This window comes from Hymenobacter chitinivorans DSM 11115, from assembly GCF_002797555.1.
GTDB classification, from domain to species: domain Bacteria; phylum Bacteroidota; class Bacteroidia; order Cytophagales; family Hymenobacteraceae; genus Hymenobacter; species Hymenobacter chitinivorans.
This window is the reverse complement of record NZ_PGFA01000001.1, coordinates 1039750-1062009: the sequence shown is the minus strand read 5'-3', so window position 1 is coordinate 1062009 and position 22260 is coordinate 1039750. Positions and strand designations below refer to the sequence as shown.

Annotated in this window: 19 protein-coding genes; 15 read left to right on the top strand and 4 right to left on the bottom strand. The window is 60.7% G+C overall.

Going from position 1 to position 22260, the window contains the following annotated elements; translation table 11 throughout:
* The first annotated feature begins 72 nt into the window (after positions 1-72).
* Genes CLV45_RS04490 through CLV45_RS04480 form a run of 3 tightly spaced genes read left to right on the top strand, consistent with a single transcriptional unit; the run spans position 73 to position 2575 of the window.
* Positions 73-726, top strand: a complete 654-nt coding sequence (locus tag CLV45_RS04490; protein WP_100335193.1) for an HAD family hydrolase — start codon at positions 73-75, stop codon at positions 724-726.
* Positions 704-1906, top strand: coding sequence for a site-2 protease family protein (locus tag CLV45_RS04485; RefSeq protein WP_245882634.1), 1203 nt, complete (start codon positions 704-706; stop codon positions 1904-1906). Before CLV45_RS04490 ends, CLV45_RS04485 begins: the two co-directional genes overlap by 23 nt.
* A gap of 33 nt (positions 1907-1939) precedes the next feature.
* Entirely contained in the window at positions 1940-2575 is a 636-nt protein-coding gene (locus tag CLV45_RS04480; RefSeq protein ID WP_100335192.1) for a hypothetical protein, read from the top strand.
* A gap of 155 nt (positions 2576-2730) precedes the next feature.
* On the opposite strand, the gene CLV45_RS04475 is transcribed toward CLV45_RS04480, so the two are convergent.
* Positions 2731-3927, bottom strand: coding sequence for a phosphoglycerate kinase (locus tag CLV45_RS04475; RefSeq protein WP_100335191.1), 1197 nt, complete (start codon positions 3925-3927; stop codon positions 2731-2733).
* 846 nt (positions 3928-4773) lie between these two features.
* Here CLV45_RS04475 and CLV45_RS04470 point away from each other — a divergent pair.
* The 9 genes from CLV45_RS04470 to CLV45_RS04430 all read left to right on the top strand — a co-directional run bounded on the left by CLV45_RS04470 (position 4774) and on the right by CLV45_RS04430 (position 14216).
* Positions 4774-7575 carry a D-alanine--D-alanine ligase family protein gene (locus CLV45_RS04470; protein WP_100335190.1) on the top strand — a complete coding sequence of 934 codons (2802 nt, stop codon included), beginning with the start codon at positions 4774-4776 and terminating at the stop codon, positions 7573-7575.
* A 74-nt stretch (positions 7576-7649) separates the two neighbouring features.
* Positions 7650-8435 carry a PASTA domain-containing protein gene (locus CLV45_RS04465; RefSeq protein ID WP_100335189.1) on the top strand — a complete coding sequence of 262 codons (786 nt, stop codon included), beginning with the start codon at positions 7650-7652 and terminating at the stop codon, positions 8433-8435.
* A gap of 164 nt (positions 8436-8599) precedes the next feature.
* Complete coding sequence (locus CLV45_RS04460) at positions 8600-10510, top strand: T9SS type A sorting domain-containing protein (RefSeq protein WP_157807290.1); 1911 nt, start codon at positions 8600-8602, stop codon at positions 10508-10510.
* A gap of 83 nt (positions 10511-10593) precedes the next feature.
* Entirely contained in the window at positions 10594-10893 is a 300-nt protein-coding gene (locus tag CLV45_RS04455; RefSeq protein ID WP_100335187.1) for a rhodanese-like domain-containing protein, read from the top strand.
* Positions 10894-11045: 152 nt separating this feature from the next.
* Positions 11046-11501, top strand: a complete 456-nt coding sequence (locus CLV45_RS04450; RefSeq protein WP_100335186.1) for a MarR family winged helix-turn-helix transcriptional regulator — start codon at positions 11046-11048, stop codon at positions 11499-11501.
* Between the two features lie 44 nt (positions 11502-11545).
* Complete coding sequence (locus CLV45_RS04445) at positions 11546-11980, top strand: organic hydroperoxide resistance protein (RefSeq protein ID WP_100335185.1); 435 nt, start codon at positions 11546-11548, stop codon at positions 11978-11980.
* Between the two features lie 96 nt (positions 11981-12076).
* Positions 12077-13075, top strand: coding sequence for an NADP-dependent oxidoreductase (locus CLV45_RS04440; RefSeq protein ID WP_100335184.1), 999 nt, complete (start codon positions 12077-12079; stop codon positions 13073-13075).
* A gap of 112 nt (positions 13076-13187) precedes the next feature.
* The gene (locus CLV45_RS04435; RefSeq protein WP_100335183.1) at positions 13188-13496 is read left to right on the top strand and encodes a putative quinol monooxygenase; all 309 of its coding nucleotides are present in this window, start codon (positions 13188-13190) and stop codon (positions 13494-13496) included.
* A gap of 39 nt (positions 13497-13535) precedes the next feature.
* On the top strand, positions 13536-14216 hold the full coding sequence (locus CLV45_RS04430) for a type 1 glutamine amidotransferase domain-containing protein (protein ID WP_100335182.1): 681 nt from the start codon (positions 13536-13538) through the stop codon (positions 14214-14216).
* An 89-nt stretch (positions 14217-14305) separates the two neighbouring features.
* Here the strand turns inward: CLV45_RS04430 and CLV45_RS04425 are convergent, their stop codons facing one another.
* The 3 genes from CLV45_RS04425 to CLV45_RS04415 form a co-directional block, all read right to left on the bottom strand.
* A complete protein-coding gene (locus CLV45_RS04425) occupies positions 14306-16228 on the bottom strand; it encodes a RecQ family ATP-dependent DNA helicase (protein WP_245882627.1) in 1923 nt (640 codons plus the stop codon).
* 347 nt (positions 16229-16575) lie between these two features.
* Complete coding sequence (locus CLV45_RS04420; RefSeq protein WP_245882626.1) at positions 16576-17388, bottom strand: hypothetical protein; 813 nt, start codon at positions 17386-17388, stop codon at positions 16576-16578.
* A 343-nt stretch (positions 17389-17731) separates the two neighbouring features.
* Positions 17732-18388, bottom strand: a complete 657-nt coding sequence (locus CLV45_RS04415; RefSeq protein WP_100335180.1) for an ABC transporter ATP-binding protein — start codon at positions 18386-18388, stop codon at positions 17732-17734.
* A 182-nt stretch (positions 18389-18570) separates the two neighbouring features.
* On the opposite strand from CLV45_RS04415, the gene CLV45_RS04410 reads away from it, so the two are divergent.
* From CLV45_RS04410 to CLV45_RS04400, 3 genes are all read left to right on the top strand, one after another.
* On the top strand, positions 18571-19707 hold the full coding sequence (locus CLV45_RS04410; RefSeq protein WP_100335179.1) for a glycoside hydrolase family 113: 1137 nt from the start codon (positions 18571-18573) through the stop codon (positions 19705-19707).
* Positions 19708-19921: 214 nt separating this feature from the next.
* A complete protein-coding gene (gene sucC, locus CLV45_RS04405) occupies positions 19922-21124 on the top strand; it encodes an ADP-forming succinate--CoA ligase subunit beta (RefSeq protein WP_100335178.1) in 1203 nt (400 codons plus the stop codon).
* Between the two features lie 299 nt (positions 21125-21423).
* A complete protein-coding gene (locus CLV45_RS04400) occupies positions 21424-22245 on the top strand; it encodes a transglutaminase-like domain-containing protein (protein ID WP_157807289.1) in 822 nt (273 codons plus the stop codon).
* Positions 22246-22260: the final 15 nt, after the last annotated feature.

Genomic DNA, 22260 nt, shown 5'->3' with positions numbered 1-22260 from the left:
TCCAATTCTTAACCGCGGGACACTCGCCGCCAGTCACCCCTTGGCTGGCGCAGAAGCCTGCTATTGAAGCGTATGTCAACAAAAAAGCCTAACCTGCTCTTCGATTTTGGCGGGGTCATTATCAATATCAACTACCAGCTGACCGTGGACGCCATGCGCAGCCTGAGTCGGGCCAGCAGCACCATCGAGTTCAACCAGCAAAGCCAGTCGGAGCTGTTTGACCACATGGAAACTGGCCGCCTCACCCCACCGGAGTTTCGGGACGGCCTGCGCCGGCATTACGACCTGGAAGCCACCGACGAGCAGCTGGACGCGGCCTGGAACGCCATGCTGCTCGACGTGCCGGCCGAGCGGCTGGCTTTTATTGCCGAGCTGCGCGCCCAGGGCCACCAGACGGCCCTGCTCAGCAACACCAACCAGATTCACATCGAGGAAATCAACCGGCGGCTGCAGCAGCAGTACGGGCTGGTTCACGGCATTGCCGACTGCCTCGACCGGGTCTTTTACTCCCAGCAGGTGGGGTTGCGCAAGCCGGGCACCGAGATTTTTGAGCACGCCCTGCGCGAAATGAACTGGAAGGCCGAGGAAACGTTGTTTATTGAGGACAGCATCCAGCACATCGAAACGGCCCGGCGCCTGGGGCTGCCCACGCTGTTTCTGGCCCCGCCCCTTACCCTCACCGACGCCCTTCCCGCTGCCATCCGTGCCTTCCCTCCCGCTGCCTGAAGTCCCCGCCCCTGAGTCGTCGGCGCCCCTCCTGGAGTTCGACCGCTACGAGCGGCCCGAGCCCCCGCGCTGGCGCGTATACGCGCTGCACCTGCTGCTGTTTGTGCTCACCCTGGCCACCACCACCCTGGCCGGGGCTGAATGGAGTACGAACAAGTATTTTTTCACCCAGTACTCGATTGACGACCCGCGGGCCGTTTTCCGGCTCGGCGGCTGGCTGAGCCAAGCCGAAATTCTGCGCGGGCTCTGGTTTTCGGTGCCGTTTCTGGGCGTGCTGACCGTGCACGAGTTTGGCCATTACTTCACGGCCCGCTACTACCGGGTGCGGGCCACGCTGCCCTTCTACATTCCCTTTTTCACCGGCGCCTTTGGCACCATCGGTACGTTCGGGGCCGTAATTCGCATCAAGGACCGGATATTCTCCCGGCGGGAGTTCTTCGATATCGGGCTGGCCGGGCCGCTGGCGGGCTTTCTGGTGGCCGTGCCGGTGCTTATCTACGGCTTTACCCACCTGCCGGTCCTGCCCCCGCCGGGGTCGGAGCAGCTGCTCGACCATACCGACTTCGACTACGCCCTGACCCTGAGCCGGCCCCTGCTCTACCACCTGCTGGAGTTTTGGTTTGCCGACCCCACGCGCCTGCCCGCCCCCATGGACTTGCCCCAGAATCCGGTGCTGCTGGCTGGCTCCCTGGCCTTGTTTTTCACGGCCCTCAACCTGCTGCCTATCGGGCAGCTCGACGGGGGGCACATCTTGTACGGGCTACTGGGCTTCCGGCGCTTCAACCGCCTGTCGGTCATCTTCTTCGTGGGCTTTATCTTCTACGCGGGCCTGGGCTTGTTCACCTTCGAGCGGGACTGGCAAACCTGGCTCTACGGCGGGGTGCCCTACCTGATTTACCTCTACCTGGTGTTTCGCCGGGCCGTGCCCACCGTGCGGCGCACCCTGCTGCTGCTGCTGAGCGTGCTGGCCGGGCAGCTGGCCCTCACGCTGGCCGTGCCCGGCATCGTGGGCAACCCCGGCTGGCTGGTATTCGGGTTGTTGCTGGGCCGCTTCACGGGTATTTTTCATCCGCCGGCGCCCAATGAGCAGCCCCTGAGTGTGGGCCGTAAGGTGCTGGGCTGGCTGATGCTTGCTATTTTTGTGCTGTGTTTTTCGCCTTCGCCTTTTACGTTTTCCTAATCCGGCTGAGGTCGGTAGTACCTAGCGTAGCTTATGTTTATTGAACAACGCCGGTTTGGGCGCACCACGCAGCTGGCCCTGCGGCCCCACGGCTTGTATGTGTGTGAGCGCAACGGCCAGGGCCGCACCGTTCTGGAATTTGAAATGCCCTACGAGGAGGTGCTGCCCGTGCGGGTAGAGCGCACCACGACCACGCCCCAGCTTAAGTGGCTGCCGTTTGCCTTGTTCTGGGTGGCTTCCTCGGTGCTGCAACATGCTACCAAGCGCCCCGGTGGGCTGACCAACCTGGAGTGGGCCGCCGCCTTTGGGGCAGGTCTGCTGCTGATTGGCATCTATTTCTATGGGCAAAACAACTGGTGGAAGCATTTCACCCTGGGCACGGCCCGGGCCACCGTCCACCTGCTCGACCGGCCCGGCCAGCGCCCCGCCCTCGATTTATTTGCCCAGGCCCTCGACCAGCGCACCAAAGCCTACCTCAAGCAGCACTACGCGGCCGTCAACCCCCTGGGCATCATTGAGCCCCAGCTCCAGCGCCTGCACTGGCTCCGCCACCTGAACGTGGTCAGTGAGGCCGAAGCCCGGGCCCTGGCCACCCGCCTGACCGGCCAGATCGGCAGCATACCGCTTAAAAGCATGGGTCAGGAGCTGGATTCGCCCTTTGTGAATTAACAGCAACCGACTCGGACGCAAAAAGAACGTCATGCAGAGCGCGAGCGAAGCATCTCACGTGCGGATGTTGAAATAGTAATTCAACGACTCCACGCGAGATGCTTCGGCCGCGCCTCTGCATGACGTTCTACTTTTACTCAGGAAACCCCCTCGTTCTAGCGGCCTTCCAGGGCAGCTACGCCGGGCAGTTCCTTGCCTTCCATGTACTCGAGCAGCGCGCCGCCGCCGGTGGAAATGTAGGATACCTGGTCGGCGAAGCCGAGCTGGTTGACGGCCGCCGCCGAGTCGCCGCCGCCGATGAGGCTGAAGGCGCCGCCAGCAGTGGCTTGAGCAATGGCGCGGGCCACAAACTCGGTACCCACGGCGAAGTTTGACATCTCAAACACGCCCATCGGGCCGTTCCAGAGGATGGTTTTCGACTGGCGGATAATATCGGCAAACGTCTCGCGCGACTCGGGGCCGATGTCGAGGCCCATCCAGCCGGCGGGAATGTCGAGGTTGCCGGCCACGTCCACGTCGGAATCGTTGGCAAACCGGTCGGTAATCATGCTATCCACGGGCAGTACCAGCTGCACGCCTTTCTGCTTGGCCTTCTCGATGAGGTTGGCGGCCAGCTCCACTTTGTCGGCCTCCAGCAGCGAGTTGCCGATGCTGCCGCCCTGGGCCACGGCGAAGGTGTAGGCCATGCCGCCGCCGATGAGCAGGTAGTCTACTTTATCGAGCATCTGCTCGATAATGAGGATTTTGTCGGAAATCTTGGCCCCGCCCATGATGGCCGTGAAGGGCCGCTCGGGGTTGGTGAGCACCTTGTGGGCGTTGTCCAGTTCGCTTTGCAGCAGGTAGCCGGCCACGCGGTTTTCGGGGGTAAAGTACTGGGCCATAACGGCCGTGGAGGCGTGCTTGCGGTGGGCCGCCCCGAAGGCGTCGTTCACGTACACGTCGCCGAGCTGGGCGAGCTTCTGCGCAAAGCCGGCGTCGCCTTTTTCCTCTTCGGCGTAGAAGCGCACGTTGTCCAGCAGCAGGATTTCGCCGGGCTGCAAATTGGCGGCCAGCTGGGCCGCCTCCGGCCCGATGACGTCGCCGCCGAAGCGCACCGTGGTGCCGTACTCCTGCTCGAGGCGGGCCACCAGGTTGCGCAGCGAGTTCTTGGTATCGGGGCCGCCCTTGGGCCGGCCCATGTGCGAGAGCAGCACCACCGAGCCGCCGTCACTGAGGATTTTGCGGATGGTCGGGGTGGCCATCCGGATGCGGGTGTCGTCGGTGATGCGCAGGTCGGCATCGAGGGGCACGTTGAAATCGACGCGCACCACGGCCCGCTTGCCGGCAAAGTTGTACTGATCCAGAGTTTTCATGGAAAAGAATAGGTTGGAAGAGGTCTTACTACGGAGCGAATGTAAGCAGGGCCGGCATTTGGTCCTCTAATCGACCCGAATTTGCGGCCAAACGACGGCGCAGTGCCCTACAAAGGGCATTCGGCCCGTGGAAAGCCCGGCGGGCAACTACCCAACCGCTGGAATTCCGGAATTTTGCCCGTTGGGTAGTTGCCCGCCGGGCCGAAATCCTGCAAAAACAGGGTTGGGTAGCTACCCAACCGACGGAAATCCGGTAGAAAGCGGTTTGGGCAGCTACCCAAACGGCAGAATTCCGGAATTTTGCCCGTTGGGTAGTACTTCCGGGTCATCGCGAGGCGCTAGCCAAAGCAATCCGTCCGCTGCGAAGTGACAAACGCTCTGGCAGTCGCTCGGCTGTGCCGAGTGACGACTATGCTTGAGCAGCTGTGCTGCGAATTGAACCGAGCCGCTTGTTTAGTTGAGGCACGAATGGCGCGGGACGCTCGGGGCACAGCCCCTCCGCATAACGGTCACTCGGCATAGCCGAGCGACTGCGGGAGCTACGGGAGTGCGGAAAGGGCTTCGAAGGACCTTACAAATGACTTTTTACTTGCGGAAACTGGTAAGGTCCTACAAACGTCTTTTCACCTGCCAAAAGTGGTTTGTGGGGTTCTTCAACCACGTTGCGGCCTGTCAAAACTGCTCCGGGGTGCTTGTAGCGCGAACTTTGTAGTTCGCGTGGCTGAACGACTAGCGTGCAGGCCCGTGAACTACAACCGGAGGTCGGCGTAGCCAAAGCTCGCGCTTCGTTGCGCTACCACTCGGCGCGTCGTCAATCCCCCAATCACTCGTACCTTTGCCCTACGTATGAAAATAGGCATCTTCTTCGGCGGCCCGTCGCGTGAGCGGGAAATTTCCTTTGCGGGCGGCCGCACGGTATATGATAACCTGGACAAGGCTTTGTTCCAGGCCGTTCCCATCTTCGTGGACAGCCGCGGCAACTTCATTCTGCTCGACTGGCACTACATCTACAAGGGCACCATCCGCGACTTTTACCCACCCGTTTCGGCCCTGCCCGACTCCCGCCACAAGCTCCAGGTGTACCTGGAAAGCCTGGGCGAGCTGAGTTCGGACGAGCAGGACAAAATTATCAGCGAAGTAGGCCGGCGCGTGCAGCCCGCGGAGCTGCGCGAGCTGATGGACTTTGCTTTCCTGGCCTTGCACGGCCCCGGTGGGGAGGATGGCGCCATTCAGGGCCTGCTCGAATGGTACGGCATCCCCTACTCGGGCTCCGGCGTGCTGCCCTCGGCGTTTGGCATTGATAAGATTGCCCAGAAAAAGCTGCTCAAGGCCCTGAACCGCCCCACCCCCGACTACCGCGTGCTGACCGCTGAGGAATGGGACTCGGCCGCCAGCCAGCCGGCCATTCTGGACTACCTGGTGCGCGAGCTGGGCTTGCCGCTGGTGTTCAAAGCGCCGCGTCAGGGCTCCAGCATCGGTATCAGCATCCTGCGCGAGGCCAACGCCGCTGCGTTTGCCCGCGCCGTGGAGCGCAGCCTGTTCCGCAAAACCGTGACCCGCGAGGAGTGGGCCCGCCTGGGCGAGCAGGACAAGATTGCCTGGGTCCAGCACCTGACCGACATCCGCGACGGTATCGGCCTGCCGGTGGTAGTTGTTAGTTCTCAGTTGTCAGTTGTTAGTGAAGGAGTAAATCAGAACGACCTAACAACTGACAACCAACAACTAACAACTATCTACCACCCCGAGGCGCTGCTGAACACGCTCACCGAGCGGCTGCAAACGGCCGATTCGGTACTGCTGACCAACGTGGACGGCGAGGCCCAGGTGCTGGTCGAGTCGTTCGTGGCCGGCCGCGAGTTTTCGTGCATCGTGGTAGAAGACCCCAGCGGCAACCCGCTGGCCTTGCCGCCCACCGAGATTGTGAAGGGCGAGGAAATGTTCGACTACCGCTCGAAGTACCTGCCCGGTTTGTCGCGCAAAATCACCCCCATCGATCTGCCCGAGGCCGAAATTCAGCGCATCCGGGAGGCCTGCGAGGAAATGTTCCGCACCTTCGGCTTCCAGGTCTACGCCCGCATCGACGGATTCATTACTGGCACCAACCAGCACGACCTAACCACGAACAACCAGCAACCAACAACTAATATCTTCCTCAACGACCCGAACACCACCTCGGGCATGTTGCCGGCTTCGTTCTTCTTCCACCAGGCCGCCGAAATCGGCCTGAATCCGTCGCAGTTCCTCACCTACCTGATTCGTACCTCGTTGGCCGCCCGGCGCCGGGCCGGCATGAAGCCCGTGCACCTCGGCGGCCTGCTCCGGCAGCTCGACGAGGCCGTGGCCTCGCGCCAGCATGAGGAAAAGCAACGCACCAAGGTGGCCGTGATTATGGGCGGCTACTCATCGGAGCGCCACATTTCGGTGGAGAGTGGGCGCAACATCTACGAGAAGCTCAGCTCCAGCGTGAAGTACGAGCCGGTGCCCGTCTTTCTGACCGGCAACAGCCAGGAGTTCCGCCTTTATGTGCTGCCCATCAACGTGATGCTCAAGGACAACGCCGACGACATCCGGGAGAAAATAGAGTACGCCGAGGCCGGGCACGCCCTGCACCCGGTGCTGGAGCGGATTCGCCAGGAGGCCGGCGCCATTACCAGCACCTACGCCGGGCAGGCCACGGCCCAGCCCCGCCGCCTGTCGTTCGAGGAGCTGGCCCACGAGGTGGATGAGGTCTTCATTGCCCTGCACGGCCGCCCCGGCGAGGACGGCGCCCTGCAGAAGCAGTTGGAGCAGTATGGCCTGCCTTACAACGGCTCGGGTGTGGAAAGCAGCAGCATCACCATCAACAAGTTTGAGACGAACCGCCGCCTGCGCGAAGCCGGCCTGCGCGTGGCCGAGCACCGCATGGCCGCCCGCCTGGAGTGGGAAGCCGACGCCGAAAGCTTCTATCGCAGCCTGGAAACGCAGTTTGCCTATCCCTTCATTGCCAAGCCCGCCGACGACGGCTGCTCCTCGGCCGTGAAGAAAATCAAGAACCGCGCGGAGCTCGAAGCCTTTTGCCAGCTCATCTTCCGCGACCAGGAAGACCTCATGCCCGAGCCCGCCACCGTGCTGAACCTGGGCTTCAAGGAGGAATTCCCCCAGAAGGATGCTTTCCTGGTTGAAACCCTGATTTCGCGCGACGGCGCCAAGCACTTCCTGGAAGTAACCGGCGGCCTGCTCACCCACTGGAAAGAAAACGGCCAACTGGAAATCGAGGTATTTGAAGCCTCTGAAGCCCTGGCTGGCGGCGAAGTACTGAGTCTGGAGGAGAAGTTCCTGGCCGGCGAAGGTCAGAACATCACCCCCGCCCGTTACGCCCCCGAGGCCCAGGAGCGGCAGCGCATTTCCGACGAGGTGAAAGCCGAGCTCAAGCGCGTGGCCGAAGTGCTCAACATTCAGGGTTACGCCCGCATCGACGCCTTCGTGCGGGTGCGCGAAACCGGTGCCGTAGAGGTTATCATTATCGAGGTTAACTCCCTGCCCGGCATGACGCCCGCCACCTGCATCTTCCACCAAACAGCCCTCAACGGCTACACGCCCTACGACTTCATCGACCGGATTCTGGAATTTGGCAAAAAGAGAGCTGAGAACTTAGAACTCAGAGCTTAGATATATTGCGTCACTCATTTCTGCCTTCTGAGTTCTAAGTTCTCAGCTCTAATCTCTAAGTTCTAACCTCTCCAATGTCATTTCTTAAATCAGATACGCCCGTTGACGTTCTCAAGCACCTGCTGGTGATTGGGGCCGCGGGGGCGCTGCTGCTGTTCGGCTTCTTCTTCGTCTACCTGCCCATCACTACCAACCACGGCGAAACCATCGTGGTGCCCAAGATTACGGGCATGAAACAGGAGGCCCTGGAAGACTACCTCGACGAGCGGAACCTGCGCTACTTCGTCGACGACAGCAGCTACAACCCCAGCATTGCGCCCTTCACGGTGCTGACTCAGGACCCAGCCCCGGGCGAGCGGGTTAAGGAAGACCGCAAAATCTACATCTCGGTGAGCATGAAAAACCCGCCGGTGATAAAGATGCCCAAGCTGGTGGACGGCTCCCAGAAAAACGCCCAGATGATTTTGAGCAGCTACGGCCTGATGGTGGGCAAAATCATCAAGGTGCCCGATTTGGCCCAGAACGCGGTGCTCAAGCAGATGGTGAACGGGAAGGAAATTGCTCCCGGCGCCCCCATTGCCAAAGGCACCAGCGTGGATCTGGTGGTCGGCGACGGACAGGGCAACCAGGAGTTCCCGGTGCCCAACGTGGTGAACATGCCCCAGGATGAGGCTGCCACGCTGCTCGTGGGCCAGGGCCTGCAGGTAGGCGAAATTTTCTATCAGCCCGCCGAGGAAGGCCAGCTCGAAGGAACTGTGGTGAAGCAGCGGCCCGTGGCTACGCCCGGCGCCACCATCCGCATGGGCCAGCTCGTGGACCTCTGGATTGCCGGCGACGCCCCGCTCAAAACGGTACAGTAAGCCCCAACGGCAAAGAAAAACCAGTAGAAAAGACCTTTCCGGAACAACCGGAAAGGTCTTTTGCTTGTAGGCTCAGAAGGCCGCCTGGCTCATTGACCAAACGGGCGGCCCGGGCTTGAAATATTCACGCCCTTGCCCTCGTTTGGCTTCCGTAACTTGCCCGTATGACCCGTTCCTTACGTCTTTTATCAGCCCTGCTGCTCGGCGCCGGCCTATTACCCCTAACAGTACCGACGACGGCCCGGGCCCAGGTGCCCGGCGCCTTGCCCGCCGACCCCAGCCGGAGTCCGGCGCCGGGTAGCGCCCCTGCAGCGGCCCGGCCCGCCGCGCTCAGCCTACCCTTTTTCGACGACTTTTCTACCCAGCCCGAAGGGGCCCCCAGCCCGCAGCGCTGGGAAGCCGGCGGCGGCGTACTGGTCAACAACCGCTTCGTGCTGGCGCCCCCGTCGCGCGGGGCAGCTACCTTCGACGGACTCAACGCCAAGGGTTTGCCTCGGGGCAGCTTTTTCAGCGACACCGACACGCTCACCTCCCTGCCCATCGATTTGAGTGGACTCAAGACGAGCGACAATGCCTACCTGAGCTTTTTCTGGCAGGCCGGCAACATCGTGTCGGCCCCGACGACGGCCAGCAGCTCCCGGCCGGTGTTTATCCAGCTCGAATTCCTGGGCAACGGTGGGCCCGACGACTGGCAGCTGATCTGGACCCAGCGCAGCCAGGGCCGGCGCACGGGCTTCCAGCAGTTGCTCTTCCCAGTTACCGACCCGCGCTTTCTGCACGCGGATTTCCGCTTCCGATTTCATACCTCCGGCAACCAGAGCAACGTGGACAACGACGACGCCTGGAGCATCGACTACGTGCGCCTGGACCGCAACCGCTCGGCCACCGACTCCACCAACCGCGACATTGCCACGAGCCGGCCGCTGGGCAGCCTACTCAAGCGCTACACCAGCATGCCGGTGTGGCAGTACAACGCCAGCGCGAATCCCAGCGCGGAGCTGAACGACGTTATCAGCACTACCGTCAACAACCTCGGGCCCGGCCCGGCCAGCACGCCCGTCGACTGGCTCGGCACGCTGCAAGTGCTGCCCGGTGGCCCGGTAGCTACCACCGCCAAAACGGGCAAGCCCCTGGACCCCGGTAGCCGGCAGACGCCAGTGGTCGTGGATGCCCGCCCGCTGGCTATTCCGCTGACGCCGGAGGAAAAAGTGCTGCGCCACTCTATTTATCTGCTCACCGGGGAAGCCGCCACCGCCCCAACCGTGCGCAACGACACCATTTCGCGGCTTACCGAGCTGCGTAATTACTACGCCTACGACGACGGCACCCCGGAAGCCACGCTCAGCATCGAGCGGTTTTCGACCACCGGCCTGCGCTACCGGGCCCACCGCTACGACCTCAACAAGCCCGACCAGGTCCGCAGCCTGCGCCTCTACCCGATTCTGCCCGCCGCCGCCGGCCGCGTGATTACCGTCAACGTCTGGGATGACCAGGGTGGCAAGCCCGCCGCCCAGCCCAAGGCTACCCAGAGCTTCACGATTCCGGCCGCGCTGCCCGCCGGCCAGAAGTTTATGGAAATCTTCTTTGCCGCGCCGGTACCGGTATCGGGCGCCTTCTACGTGGGCTACGGGCACGGGCAGTACGGCAATTCAGTAGTGCCCTTCGGCCTGGATTTGAACAATGCCCCGCCCGAAGGCTATTTCCTCAAAAACACATTTGGAGTGTGGGAAAACGCCTCGTTCGACTTCTCCAGCGTGGGCGGCGCCCCGGCCGGGGCCGTCATGATGCGTCCGGTGATGACCAACAACGTAGCCGTCAGCGCCACCGCCGACGCCCAAACGGCCGCCGCCTACTCGCTCTACCCCAACCCCAGCCGCGGCCTAGTGCAAGTGCAGGGTAGCTACCGGCAAGCCGCCGTACTCGACGCCCTGGGCCGCACCGTCTGGACCCAGCCCGCCGCGGAACTGGGCCAGCCGGAACTGAACCTGCAGCACCTGCCCGGCGGCGTTTACGTCGTGCAGCTTACCTTGCCTAGTGGGCTGTTGGTCAACAAGCGCCTGGTGCTGGCCCGCTAACGGGCAGAATTCACCAATTCTTCAGTTGAATTGGCTATTGTTGCGGCTCAGTTGCCTTTGTTTCTTATTTACTTTTCTTTTTTATGAACGACATCACCCCCGAAGAGCTGAAGCAGCGGCAGGCCGCCGGCGAAACCCCCATTATCCTGGACGTGCGCGAGCCTTGGGAAAATGAGGAAGGCCGCATCGAAGGCAGCCAGAACATTCCGCTCGGCACCCTGCCCGATAAAATTGCCGAATTGGAAGACCACAAAGACGCCGAAATCATTGTGCACTGCAAGGGCGGCGGCCGCTCGGCCACGGCCAAGGCTCTGCTCACCCAACACGGTTTCAGCCACGTGCGCAACCTGCTCGGCGGCTACAATGCCTATAAGGCCCAGTAGGCTCCAACCACCGGTTTCTGCCACTGCCGGCTCCGCTCTTGCGGGGTCGGCATTTTTTATAGCTCATTATCAATAACATATTGGAATGAACTAAATTTAATTGTACACAATTAAACATTACACAATACAACCCGTTATACTTGCACAACCCAATGAGCAACCCCGCCGCTTCCTCTTCTTCCGCCGATGCCCTGCTGCAGCTTGATAATCAGCTGTGCTTCCCGCTGTACGCCGTGTCGCGGATGCTGACCAAAGCCTACCAGCCCTACCTGCAGGCCCTCGACCTGACCTACCCACAGTATCTGGTGTTCCTGCTGCTGTGGGAACACGACGAGCTGACGGTCAAGGAGCTGGGGGAGAAGCTGCTGCTCGATTCGGGCACGCTCACGCCCCTGCTCAAGCGCATGGAGCAGAAGCAGTGGCTCAGCCGCCGCCGCGACCCGCGCGACGAACGGTCGGTGCTTATCCGCCTCGAGCCAGCGGGCCGGGCCCTGCGCGAGCCGGCCTGCCACATTCCCGAGCGGCTGTTTCAGCACCTGGGCATGACTTCGGCTGAATTTGACACCCTGCGCGCCCAACTCAACACGCTTTTAACCCGGCTGTCGTAACCCGGCCGGCTTTTCTACCCAATTCACTTTTTTTCTCTGCTCCGATGAAAATCGAAAAAATCTTCACCGCTCAAGCCCTGGCCAAAGGTGGCCGCGACGGTCATGTAACCACCAACAACAACGTGCTGGACATCGACCTGAGCACGCCCAAGGAAATGGGCGGCCCCGGCAAGGCGGGAGCTACCAACCCTGAGCAGCTGTTTGCTGCCGGCTACGCGGCCTGCTTCGAAGGCGCCCTGGGGGTGGCCGCCCGCCAGGCCAAGGTGAAGCTGGAAGGCGTGACGGTGGAAGCTTTCATCGGCTTCGGTAAGGCCGAAGACGGCGGCTACGGCATTTCGGCCGACCTGCACGTGAACATTCCCGGTATCGAGCAGGCCCAGGCCGAGCAGCTGGTGGAAGCCGCCCACGGCATTTGCCCCTACTCGCGCGCTACCAAAGGCAACATCGAGGTAACGCTGAGCACGACGACCAACGCGTAGTTTTAGCGCAGTGCTGCCAACTGTCATTTCGGGCCGGACCACCGCCCGGAATGACAGTTTTTGGTTTCTATCCTTTCCCGCTTCCCTTCTACGTCTATGAAAACCCAAACCATTCTGCTGGCCAGCCGCCCTCAGGGCCTGCCCACGGCCGCCCAATTTCAGTTCGAAACCCGGGAGCTGCCCGCCCCGGCCGCTGGCCAGGTGCTGCTCCAGACCCGCTACGTATCCGTGGACCCCTACATGCGGGGCCGCATGAACGAGGGCAAGTCCTACATTGCGCCGTTTCAGGTGGGCGAGCCAATTGCCGGCGGGGCCGTGGCCGAAGTCATTGAAAGCCAAAACGAAGCCTTGCCGGTGGGCAGCGTGGTGGTCGGCAATCTGCCCTGGCAGGAGTTTGTTCTCTCCGACGGCAAAGGCCTGAACCGGATTCCAACCGACCAGGCGCCGGTGAGCTACTTCCTGGGGCTGCTGGGCATGCCCGGGCTGACGGCCTACTTCGGGCTGCTCGACATCTGCCAGCCCAAGCCCGGCGAAACCGTGGTGGTATCGGGCGCGGCCGGGGCCGTGGGCATGGTGGTGGGCCAGCTGGCCAAGATTCAGGGCGCCCGGGTTATCGGCACGGCCGGCTCCGCCGAGAAAGTAGCCTACCTCAAGCAGCTGGGTTTCGACGAGGCTATCAACTACAAAACCACGCCCGACATGGCCCAGGCCCTGGCGGCAGCGGCTCCCGGCGGCGTCGACTGCTACTTCGACAACGTGGGCGGTGCCATTACCGATGCCGTCTACGATTTGCTCAACAAGCACGCCCGTATTGCCCTCTGCGGGCAGATTGCCAGCTACAACGATACCGAAACGCCGGTGGGCCCGCGCCCCGAAACCAAGCTACTCAAAAGCAGCGCCCGGCTGCAAGGCTTCATCGTGGGCGACTATTACAGCCGCTGGCCCGAGGGCGTGCAGCAGCTCACGCAGTGGTACCGCCAGGGCAAGCTGCAGGCCGAGGAAACCATTACCGAGGGCTTCGACCAGATTCCGGCGGCTTTTCTGGGCCTCTTTAAAGGCGAAAATACCGGCAAAGCCCTGGTGAAAGTCAGCTAACATCTATTGCCCGCAGGGTTTCGCGCTGGTTCTGTGTCTCCAGAACAGCCACTGCGCGACCCTGCGGTTTTACCCCCCGAACCACTGCGTGAAACCTTAAACTCCCAACCTTATGAGTACTGAAGCAGATATCTATTGCGTAGCGGCCGAGTGGCTGGTGCAACCTGGGCACGAGGAAACGGTGGGCCGCCTGCTGCGGGAAGCGGCCCAAGCCGTGCGCGCCAACGAGCCCGGCAACCTGGTGTACACCGCCCATCAGTCGACCGAGGAGCCGGGGCGCTTCTTCATCTACGAGCAGTACGTGAACCAGGCCGCTCAGCTGGCCCACCGCGAAACGGCCGACTTCAAGCGTATCGTGCTGGGCCAGATTGTGCCCCTGCTGGCCGAGCGCAAAACCACTTTCTACCGGCTGCTGCTGTAAGGCCGCGCCGTTTCTTTTTCACTCTGTACCTAATTCATCATGAACATTCTGATGGTATTGACTTCCCACGACGAGCTGGGAAACACGGGCCACAAAACCGGCTTCTGGCTGGAAGAGTTTGCCGCTCCCTACTACGTTTTTAAAGACGCCGGCGCGACCCTGACCCTGGCCTCCCCCGCCGGTGGGCAGCCACCCCTCGACCCCAAGAGTGACGACCCCGGCGCCCAGACCGATGCTACCCGGCGCTTCAAAAGTGACCCGGCTGCCCAGCAAGCCCTGGCCAGCACGGTAAAGCTCGCCTCCGTATCGGCTGCCGACTACGACGCGGTATTCTACCCCGGTGGCCACGGCCCGCTCTGGGATTTGGCCGAGGACCAAAAGTCGATTGAGTTGATTGAAAGCTTTTACGCCGCCGGCAAACCGGTGGCGGCCGTCTGCCACGCGCCCGGCGTCCTGCGCCACGTGAAAGCCGCCAACTGCGAGCCGCTGGTGAAAGGCAAGCAAGTAGCGGGCTTCACCAACTCCGAAGAAGCCGCCGTACAGCTCACCGACGTGGTGCCGTTTTTGGTGGAAGACATGCTGGTAGCCCACGGTGCCAACTACTCCAAAGGCGCCGACTGGCAGCCGTATGTAGTCACCGAAGGCCACTTAATTACGGGCCAGAACCCGGCTTCCTCGGAGCCGGCTGCCGAAGAGCTGCTCAAGCTGCTGAAAAAGTAATTCCGTCAACTTTTCGAAAACAAGCCGCCCCGGCCGCCCTAGTCTCAGAGGCAGCCGGGGCGACTTGTTACTTAAACCGCACGTCAGCTTTACCCCAACCGCCCGTCGGGCGCGTAGCGCAGCTGGCCCAGCTCGACCAGCTCCCGCAGTTGCTCGGTAACTTCGGTGGCTTGCCCGGGCGCAAAATGGGTCAGCACTTCCCGGGGCGTCTGGGGCGCGGCTTTGAGCAGTTGCACGAGTTGCTCGCGCAATCCGGCCGCCGGCGCCGGGGCCTGCTGGGCTTTTTTCTGGGCCAGGCAATAGTCGCACACCTTGCAGGGGACGGCGTCCAGCTCCCCAAAATACTCCAGCAGCAGCTGCTGGCGGCAGCGGCCCCCATCAGCGTAACGAATTACCGACTCGGTTTTGTGCAGGGCTAGCTCCCGGGCCTGGTTGAGGCGCTTCTGGTCCAGGGGCAGCTTGTCGGCGTCGTAGCGGCCCGTCGTGAACAAGGCCTGGGGTGATTCGTGCTTGGGCTGGTACTGGATAATGCCCGAGCGGTGGAGGAATACGAGCATTTTGCGCACGTCCAGCACGCTTTTTTTCAGGTGCTGGGCCAGGCTGTTTTCCGAAATCCGCTGAAAGCCGGTGAACAGCTCCCCACCGTTGAAGCGCAGCAAGCTTTTGATGAGCTGGTCGTGCTGGGCATTGGCCACCTGAAAGCGGTACAAATCGGTGTGGTCGATGGGAATGTGCACCCGGGCGGGGTTGTTGACGGCCTCGTTCACCTGCACGAAGCCTTCCCGCTCCAGGGTCCGCAGGCTGTTGTGTGCGTCCAGGGCCTTGATACGGTAGGTTTCGGCAAACTGCTGCAAGTCGAAGTCGAAGGCTACCAACTCGCCACCGCCCACGGCCGTGCGCGAGAAATTAGCCAACGCCTGGTACACCCGCCGCACCGTATCGAGGGGAGGAAAGGCCTGCTGGGTGCGGCGGCGCAACTCGTCGGCATCATTGGGAGCCTGCAAGAGCACGGCAAAGGCGTACTTCTCGTCGCGCCCGGCCCGGCCCGCTTCCTGATAGTAGGCCTCCAGATTATCCGGCGCGTCGAGGTGCACTACCAGGCGCACGTCGGGCTTGTCGATGCCCATACCAAAGGCGTTGGTGGCCACAATGCACCGGATGCGGTTCTGCATCCACTCCTGCTGGGTGCGGGTGCGCTGCTCGGAGGGCAAACCGGCGTGGTAGGGTGCAGCTTTTACACCCGCCTGCTGCAGAAACGCCGCTGTATCCTCCGTCTGGCGCCGGGTGCGGGCATACACGATACTGGTTTTGTCGGCCCCCACCCCGCGCACTACTTCCTCCAGCCGCCGCAGCTTGTCTTCGGTAGCCAGCACCGAGTACGACAGGTTCGGCCGGGCGAAGCTCTGCTGAAAAACGCGGTGGTTGACCCCAAAATGCAGCTTTTCCACAATATCCTGGCGCACTTGCTCGGTAGCCGTGGCCGTGAGGGCAATGCAGGGCACGCCCGGCAGCAGCTCCCGCAGCTCGGCAATGCGTAAGTAGGGCGGCCGGAAGTCATACCCCCACTGAGAAAGGCAGTGCGCCTCATCCACGGCCAGCAAACTCACCTTCATCTTCTTGACGCGGGCCTGAAACATGTCGGTCAGCAGCCGCTCCGGACTTACGTACAGGAACTTCACCGGCCCGTACACGCAGTTGTCCAGCGTCTGGTCGATTTCAGTGTGGCTCATCCCCGCGTACACCGCTTCGGCCTTGATGCCGCGCTTGCGCAGGTTTTCCACCTGGTCTTTCATCAGGGCAATCAGCGGGGAGACGACCAGGCACAGGCCCGGCCGGGCCAGGGCGGGCACCTGAAAGCAAATGCTTTTGCCGCCACCAGTGGGCAGCAAGGCCAGGGTATCCTGCCCAGCCAGCACCGAGCGGATAATGTCTTCCTGCATGGGCCGGAAAGCCGAGTGGCCCCAGGTCTGGCGCAAGACCAGCAGAATATCGTCGGTAGGTAGGTCTGACAAAGCGTAAGAATCCGGGCTAGAATAAGGAAAGGCGAAGGTAGCGCCGCCCGGCGGGAAACGGAAGCGGCGGTTGGGCATTACCGCTCATCTGCCAGCCTTCATCTGGCGTACGCTTGCGAAGGACCCTTCTCTCCTACCCCACTGCAGTTCAGTGCCAATGTAAAAACCCTTCAATTATGCTGTTGGCAAATAGCTTTATCGGGTTGAATCAAGCTTGTCACCAAGGCGAGGAAGGTCCTTCGCAAGCGTACGCCAGATGAAGGCTGACAGCCGAGCGGGTACAAAGACAAAAAAGCCCGGCTCCATACGGAACCGGGCTTTCGATATAAATAAGGATAGATAAATCCTTAGGCGGCAGCCGACTCGCCGTTTTCACGGTCGTCGATGGCCTTCTTAAGCTTGGCAATGGCCTGGTTAGCGCGCTCTTCGTCCAGACGGTTGATGTTGAGGAGCATCTTGGTCTTTTCCTGACGGGTAATCACCGGATGGTTGAGCAAGCGGATGATTTCCTCTTTCTGCGACGCCGTGGCGTAGGCTACTGCGGGAGCAGCAGCTTCGGCTACCACTGGCTCAGCGGGTACGGCCTTCATGGCCGCGGCTACCTGGGCAGCGGGAGCTTCCTGAGGAGCCGGAGCAGCGGCAACCACCTTCGCATCGGTCGTGTTTCCGCCGTAATCCATTTCCTCAGCCGGGGTGGGCTCGTAGCCCGCCGCCCGGATAATCCAGGCCAGAATGTTACGGTAGGCCTTCCCAATAGCGCGCGTCTGAGCCATGCTCATGATGGCAAACTCCTGGTAGAACTTCTTGCCCTGCTCCTTATTCGAGCAGATGGCGAAGCCCGCGCCCACCGTGTGGCCGCTGCGCAAGTCGAACAGCGTCACTTTGGCCTGATACTTTATTTCTGTTTCGGTGCTCACATTGATGACGTGGTCCACGATGGGCACGATGCCCAGTCGGGAACCGGCATACTGCCAGCCCTCCACATTCACAAACTCTTTGCCCTGCACATTCGTGGTGAGCTTATTATCCTTGATGAACTTGGCCAAATCCGTGGCCAAGTGCAACGTCTCATCGGAGCGCGAGATGTCGTAGCTCTCGATTTTGGTCTTGTTGACCTGGGTTTTAGGGGCTTTGGTGGCTTCGTTCATGGCGGTTTCCATAAGTGTCCTGTAGTACGTTCTGTTGTTCTATTACTAAACTAAAGTACGGGGTTTTTGGTGCAAAAAACCAGGGCTTTTTTAGTAAATTTTTGTCTTGATTATCAGGTAGTTACAAAGTATTTTCAAATACCCTATTTCTAACCTGGTTAGCACAATAGCAAACGTAAGACATATACTATGTGTTCCTATTCGCTTAAACATTGGCTAAAATATTTAGCCGACTACTGAGCGTCGGCGGCCGCAGCGGCGGGCAATAAAAAAAGCTCTGCCGGACCCAACGTCCAACAGAGCCTATAACGTATTTAAGCTTAACCAGTTATCTTAGCAATCTTTGCTAGCCTGCCTAGCCTTCCCAGATGTTGCCGTCGCGCATGGTAATCTTGCGGTCGGCCATTTCGGCCAGCTGGTCGTTGTGGGTCACAATCACGAAGGTTTGACCCAGCTCTTTGCGCAGCAGAAAGAAAATCTGGTGCAGCTCCTGGGCATTCTGGGAATCGAGGTTGCCGCTGGGCTCGTCGGCGAAGATAATTTCGGGGGAGTTGATCAGAGCCCGGGCTACGGCCGTGCGCTGCTGCTCCCCGCCGCTCATTTCGGAAGGCTTATGGTCGGCGCGGCGTTCCAGGTTGAGCATACCCAGCAATTCACGGGCCCGCACCCGGGTTTCCTTTTCCGAGCGGCCGGCTAGGTAAGCCGGCAAGCACACGTTTTCCAGGGCCGTGAACTCGGGCAGCAGGTTGTGAAACTGGAAGATAAAGCCAATGTGGCGATTACGAAACCGGGCCAGGTCGGAGCGACCCAGCGAGCTGACCGAAGTACCATCGAACAGCACCTCGCCCGAGTCGGGGTTGTCCAGAGTGCCCAAAATGTGCAGCAGCGTACTTTTTCCAGCCCCCGAGGAGCCGACAATCGACACGATTTCCGACTTTTCAATTGTCAGATCGATGCCCCGGAGCACTTCCAGCGTGTTGTATTTCTTCCGAACGTTGATGGCCTGCAGCAAGGGAAAGCAGAATTGAATGGGCGCGTATTAAAAACAAATCTACGGAATGTAGGGAGTTGTCGGGTTTGAATTGCAGATTAGCCCTTAGTTGCCGACTAGCTTCCCGGCTTGCTACGCAGAAAACCCGGCTAGTGCTGCCAGCAAGCCTACTTTCTTTTTTCTCTCCTCCCCTTTCCCGACGCATGGTTGCTTCGTTTTCTGCGCGCCATTGGCTCTGGGCCGGCCCCGCAGCAGCCCTGGGTCTGCTGCTGACCGTGGCAGCGGCCTGGTGGTACTGGCCCCACTCGCCCGCCCCCCGGCCCGCAGCTGCCCCCCCGGCCCGGCCCCTGGCCGAGCTGCTGGCCGATGACCGCTTCCGGGGCGTGAGTTGGGTAGCCGGCGATTCAATTACGGCCGCCGATCTGGAGCCTCTGACCCAGGCCCACGTCACCTGGATAGCTCAAACGCCCTTTGGCTGGCAGCCCAGCGCCACGGTGCCCGCCGTGCAGCTGCATACCGGCACCCGCACCGGGCAAAGCCGGCGGCGCGGCCTCTGGGGCGAAACCGACTACGGCTTGATCTATACGGCCCAGCTGGCCCAGCAGCGCGGTATCCAGACTTTGCTAAAGCCCCACCTCTGGGTGCGGGGCCCCGGGGCTTGGCCCGGCAATATCGACATGGCGACGCCCGCCGCGTGGCAGGCCTGGTTTGCTTCCTACTCCGTTTTTATACTGCACTACGCTCAAATGGCCGAAGAAAATCACTTTGGCGCGCTTTGCATTGGTACGGAGCTGGGCAAAACTGTGAGCCACGAGAAAGAATGGCGTACTCTTATTAAAGAGGTACGCCGCGTGTATCACGGCCCGCTCACGTACGCTGCCAACTGGAGCGGCGAGTACGAGCAGGTCCGGTTCTGGGATGCGCTGGACTTTATCGGCATCCAAGCCTATTTCCCGCTGAGCAAGAACTCGAGTCCGCCCCCGGCTGAGCTGCGGGCCGCCTGGCAAGCCCACCAGGCGGCCATCGAACGGGTACGGAAGAAATACCGGAAGCCTGTAGTCTTCACCGAAGCTGGCTACCGCAACACTGCCGACGCGGCCATTGAGCCCTGGACTTGGCCCGACCGCACGGCCGTATTCTTCACTTCTGATGAGCAAACCCAGGCCAACTGCTACGCCGCTTTGTTTGAGACGTTCTGGCCCCAGCCCTGGTTCAAGGGGCTGTTTGTCTGGAAATGGTACCCCGGCCTAGCCCCCGACGGCCCCGCCCGCCGCCACGCCGATTTCACGCCCCAGCACAAGCCCGCCGAGCAGGTTATGGCCCGCTGGTTTGGGCAATAAAGCGGGTTTCAGCGTTGGGCGGCAGCAAGACGCGGGCCGAACTCCAGGACAACCGATTGTCCGGCTAACAAAACTGGGTGCTGGCGGTTGAAAGGGCAATTTTCGCCGTCTCCCGTCCGGAATCCGGGGCCTTACTCGCAATGACAGCGAATAATGCCTACTTTCGTGGCCTAGTAGAACACCACCCCGTCAACCCCCATTGAACTGACCCTCTATGAACATTCACGAGTATCAGGGTAAAGAAATCCTCAAAAGCTACGGCGTCCGCGTGCAGGAAGGCATTGTGGCCGACACCGCGGAAGAAGCTGTAGAAGCGGCCAAAAAGCTGACCGCCGACACCGGCACCAGCTGGCACGTGATTAAGGCCCAGATCCACGCGGGTGGCCGCGGCAAAGGGGGCGGGGTGAAACTCGCCAAAAACCTGGAGCAGGTAAAAGAAATTGCCGGCCAGATTATCGGCATGCAGCTCGTAACCAAGCAAACCGGTGCCGAAGGCCGCAAAGTGCACAAAGTGCTGGTAGCCCAGGACGTGTACTACCCCGGTGCTTCCGAGCCCAAGGAATACTACATGAGCGTGCTGCTCGACCGGACTTCGGGCAAGAACGTCATCATCTACACCACCGAGGGTGGCATGGACATCGAGGAAGTAGCTGAGGCGCACCCCGAGAAAATCCACAAGGAAATCATCGACCCCCGCGTGGGTCTGCAGGGCTTCCAGGCCCGCAAAATTGCCTTCAACCTCGGCACCGAGGGCGAAGCCTTCAAGGAAATGGTGAAGTTCGTAACGGCCCTTTATAAGGCCTATGACGACACCGATTCCTCGATGTTCGAAATTAACCCCGTCCTCAAAACGTCGGACAACAAGATCCTGGCCGTGGACGCCAAGGTAACCCTCGACGAAAACGCCCTCTACCGCCACAAGGACTTCGTAGCCCTGCGCGACACCAACGAGGAAGACCCGCTGGAAGTAGAGGCCTCGGCCTCGAACCTGAACTACGTGAAGCTCGACGGCAACGTGGGCTGCATGGTCAACGGCGCCGGCTTGGCCATGGCTACCATGGACATCATTAAGCTCTCGGGCGGGGAGCCCGCCAACTTCCTCGACGTAGGGGGTGGAGCTAATGCCCAGACCGTAGAAGCCGGTTTCCGTATCATCCTGAAGGACCCGAATGTGAAGGCCATCCTGATTAACATCTTTGGTGGCATCGTACGCTGCGACCGGGTGGCCAACGGTGTGGTAGAAGCCTACAAGAACATCGGCGACATCAAAGTGCCGATTATCGTGCGTCTGCAGGGTACCAACGCCGAAGAAGGCGCCCGCATCATCGACGAGAGCGGCCTGAAGGTGTACTCGGCCGTATTGCTGAAAGATGCCGCTCAGAAAGTAAAAGAAGTTTTGGCCGCCCAAAACGCTTAAGTACCAGTCGTTTCCTGACGCCAGGAAACGACAAAAAAGCCCGCCCGAATTATCGGGCGGGCTTTTTTATGTGACATAATCATGTGACCACAGCCATTAGTCTAGATTTATAACAAAATAATATTGTTATTGCAATATGATTTGACAAAAACCTAGACTAGCGAATCACGTTAGAACCCTGCCCTCACCTTTACCCTACCCCCTACTTGCATACACCTCTACCCATGATATCTAAGGCATTTGCAGGATTTGCGTTGTTTGCGGCATTAAGTAGCAGTTTTTTTGCCCCGGCCCAATTATTGGCGCCGCCGACCAAACCCCTGGAGTACTCGCAGGCGCCGGACCCAACTCCCTGCACTTTCCAATACAGCTCCGCTGATGAGCCTTACCTGGTTACGCTCCGCGAGAATTACGCCCTAAATGATATTGTGGCCGGCAAGACGACCGATCTGGACAAAGCCCGCACGCTCTGTACCTGGGTACACAACCGCTGGGTGCATGACGGCCACGTGCGCGCCAAAAAGCCCGACCCACTTTCCATTCTAAAGGATGCCGACCTGGGCCACAACTTTCAGTGCATCGAGTACAGCATCGTGCTGAGCGGGGTGCTGACGGCCATGGGAATGCCGGCCCGGGCCGTGTACCTGAAAACCGCCGACTCGGAAACCCGCCGCGAAGGCGCCGGCCACGCCGTGACGGAAGTCTGGCTGCGTGACCAGCAGAAGTGGGTCATGCTGGATGGTCAATGGGACGCGGTGCCTTTTCTGAACAACGAGCCCGTAAACCTGATTGAACTGCAGAAGGCCCTGGCGGCCAACGACCCGGGACTACGCATCGAAACCGCCTCCAACACCCGGACTAAAACCTATTTCAACTGGCTTAACCCCTACCTCTATTACTTCGACACGGTCTTGGACAACCGTTTTGGGGTGAAGACTCAGCCTAGCGGCATTATGCTGGTACCCCTGGGCGCCAAATGCCCTACCGTGTTTCAGCGTGACACGCCCATTCGCCGCATGCGCTACACCAATTCAGTAACCACGTTCTATTCCCGTCCAGTCGACTTTATGGCCGGGGAAGCCAACAAGCCCCATGCGCCCGAAGGCAGCGGTTCTTACTAAGCCAACCGAGCAGTT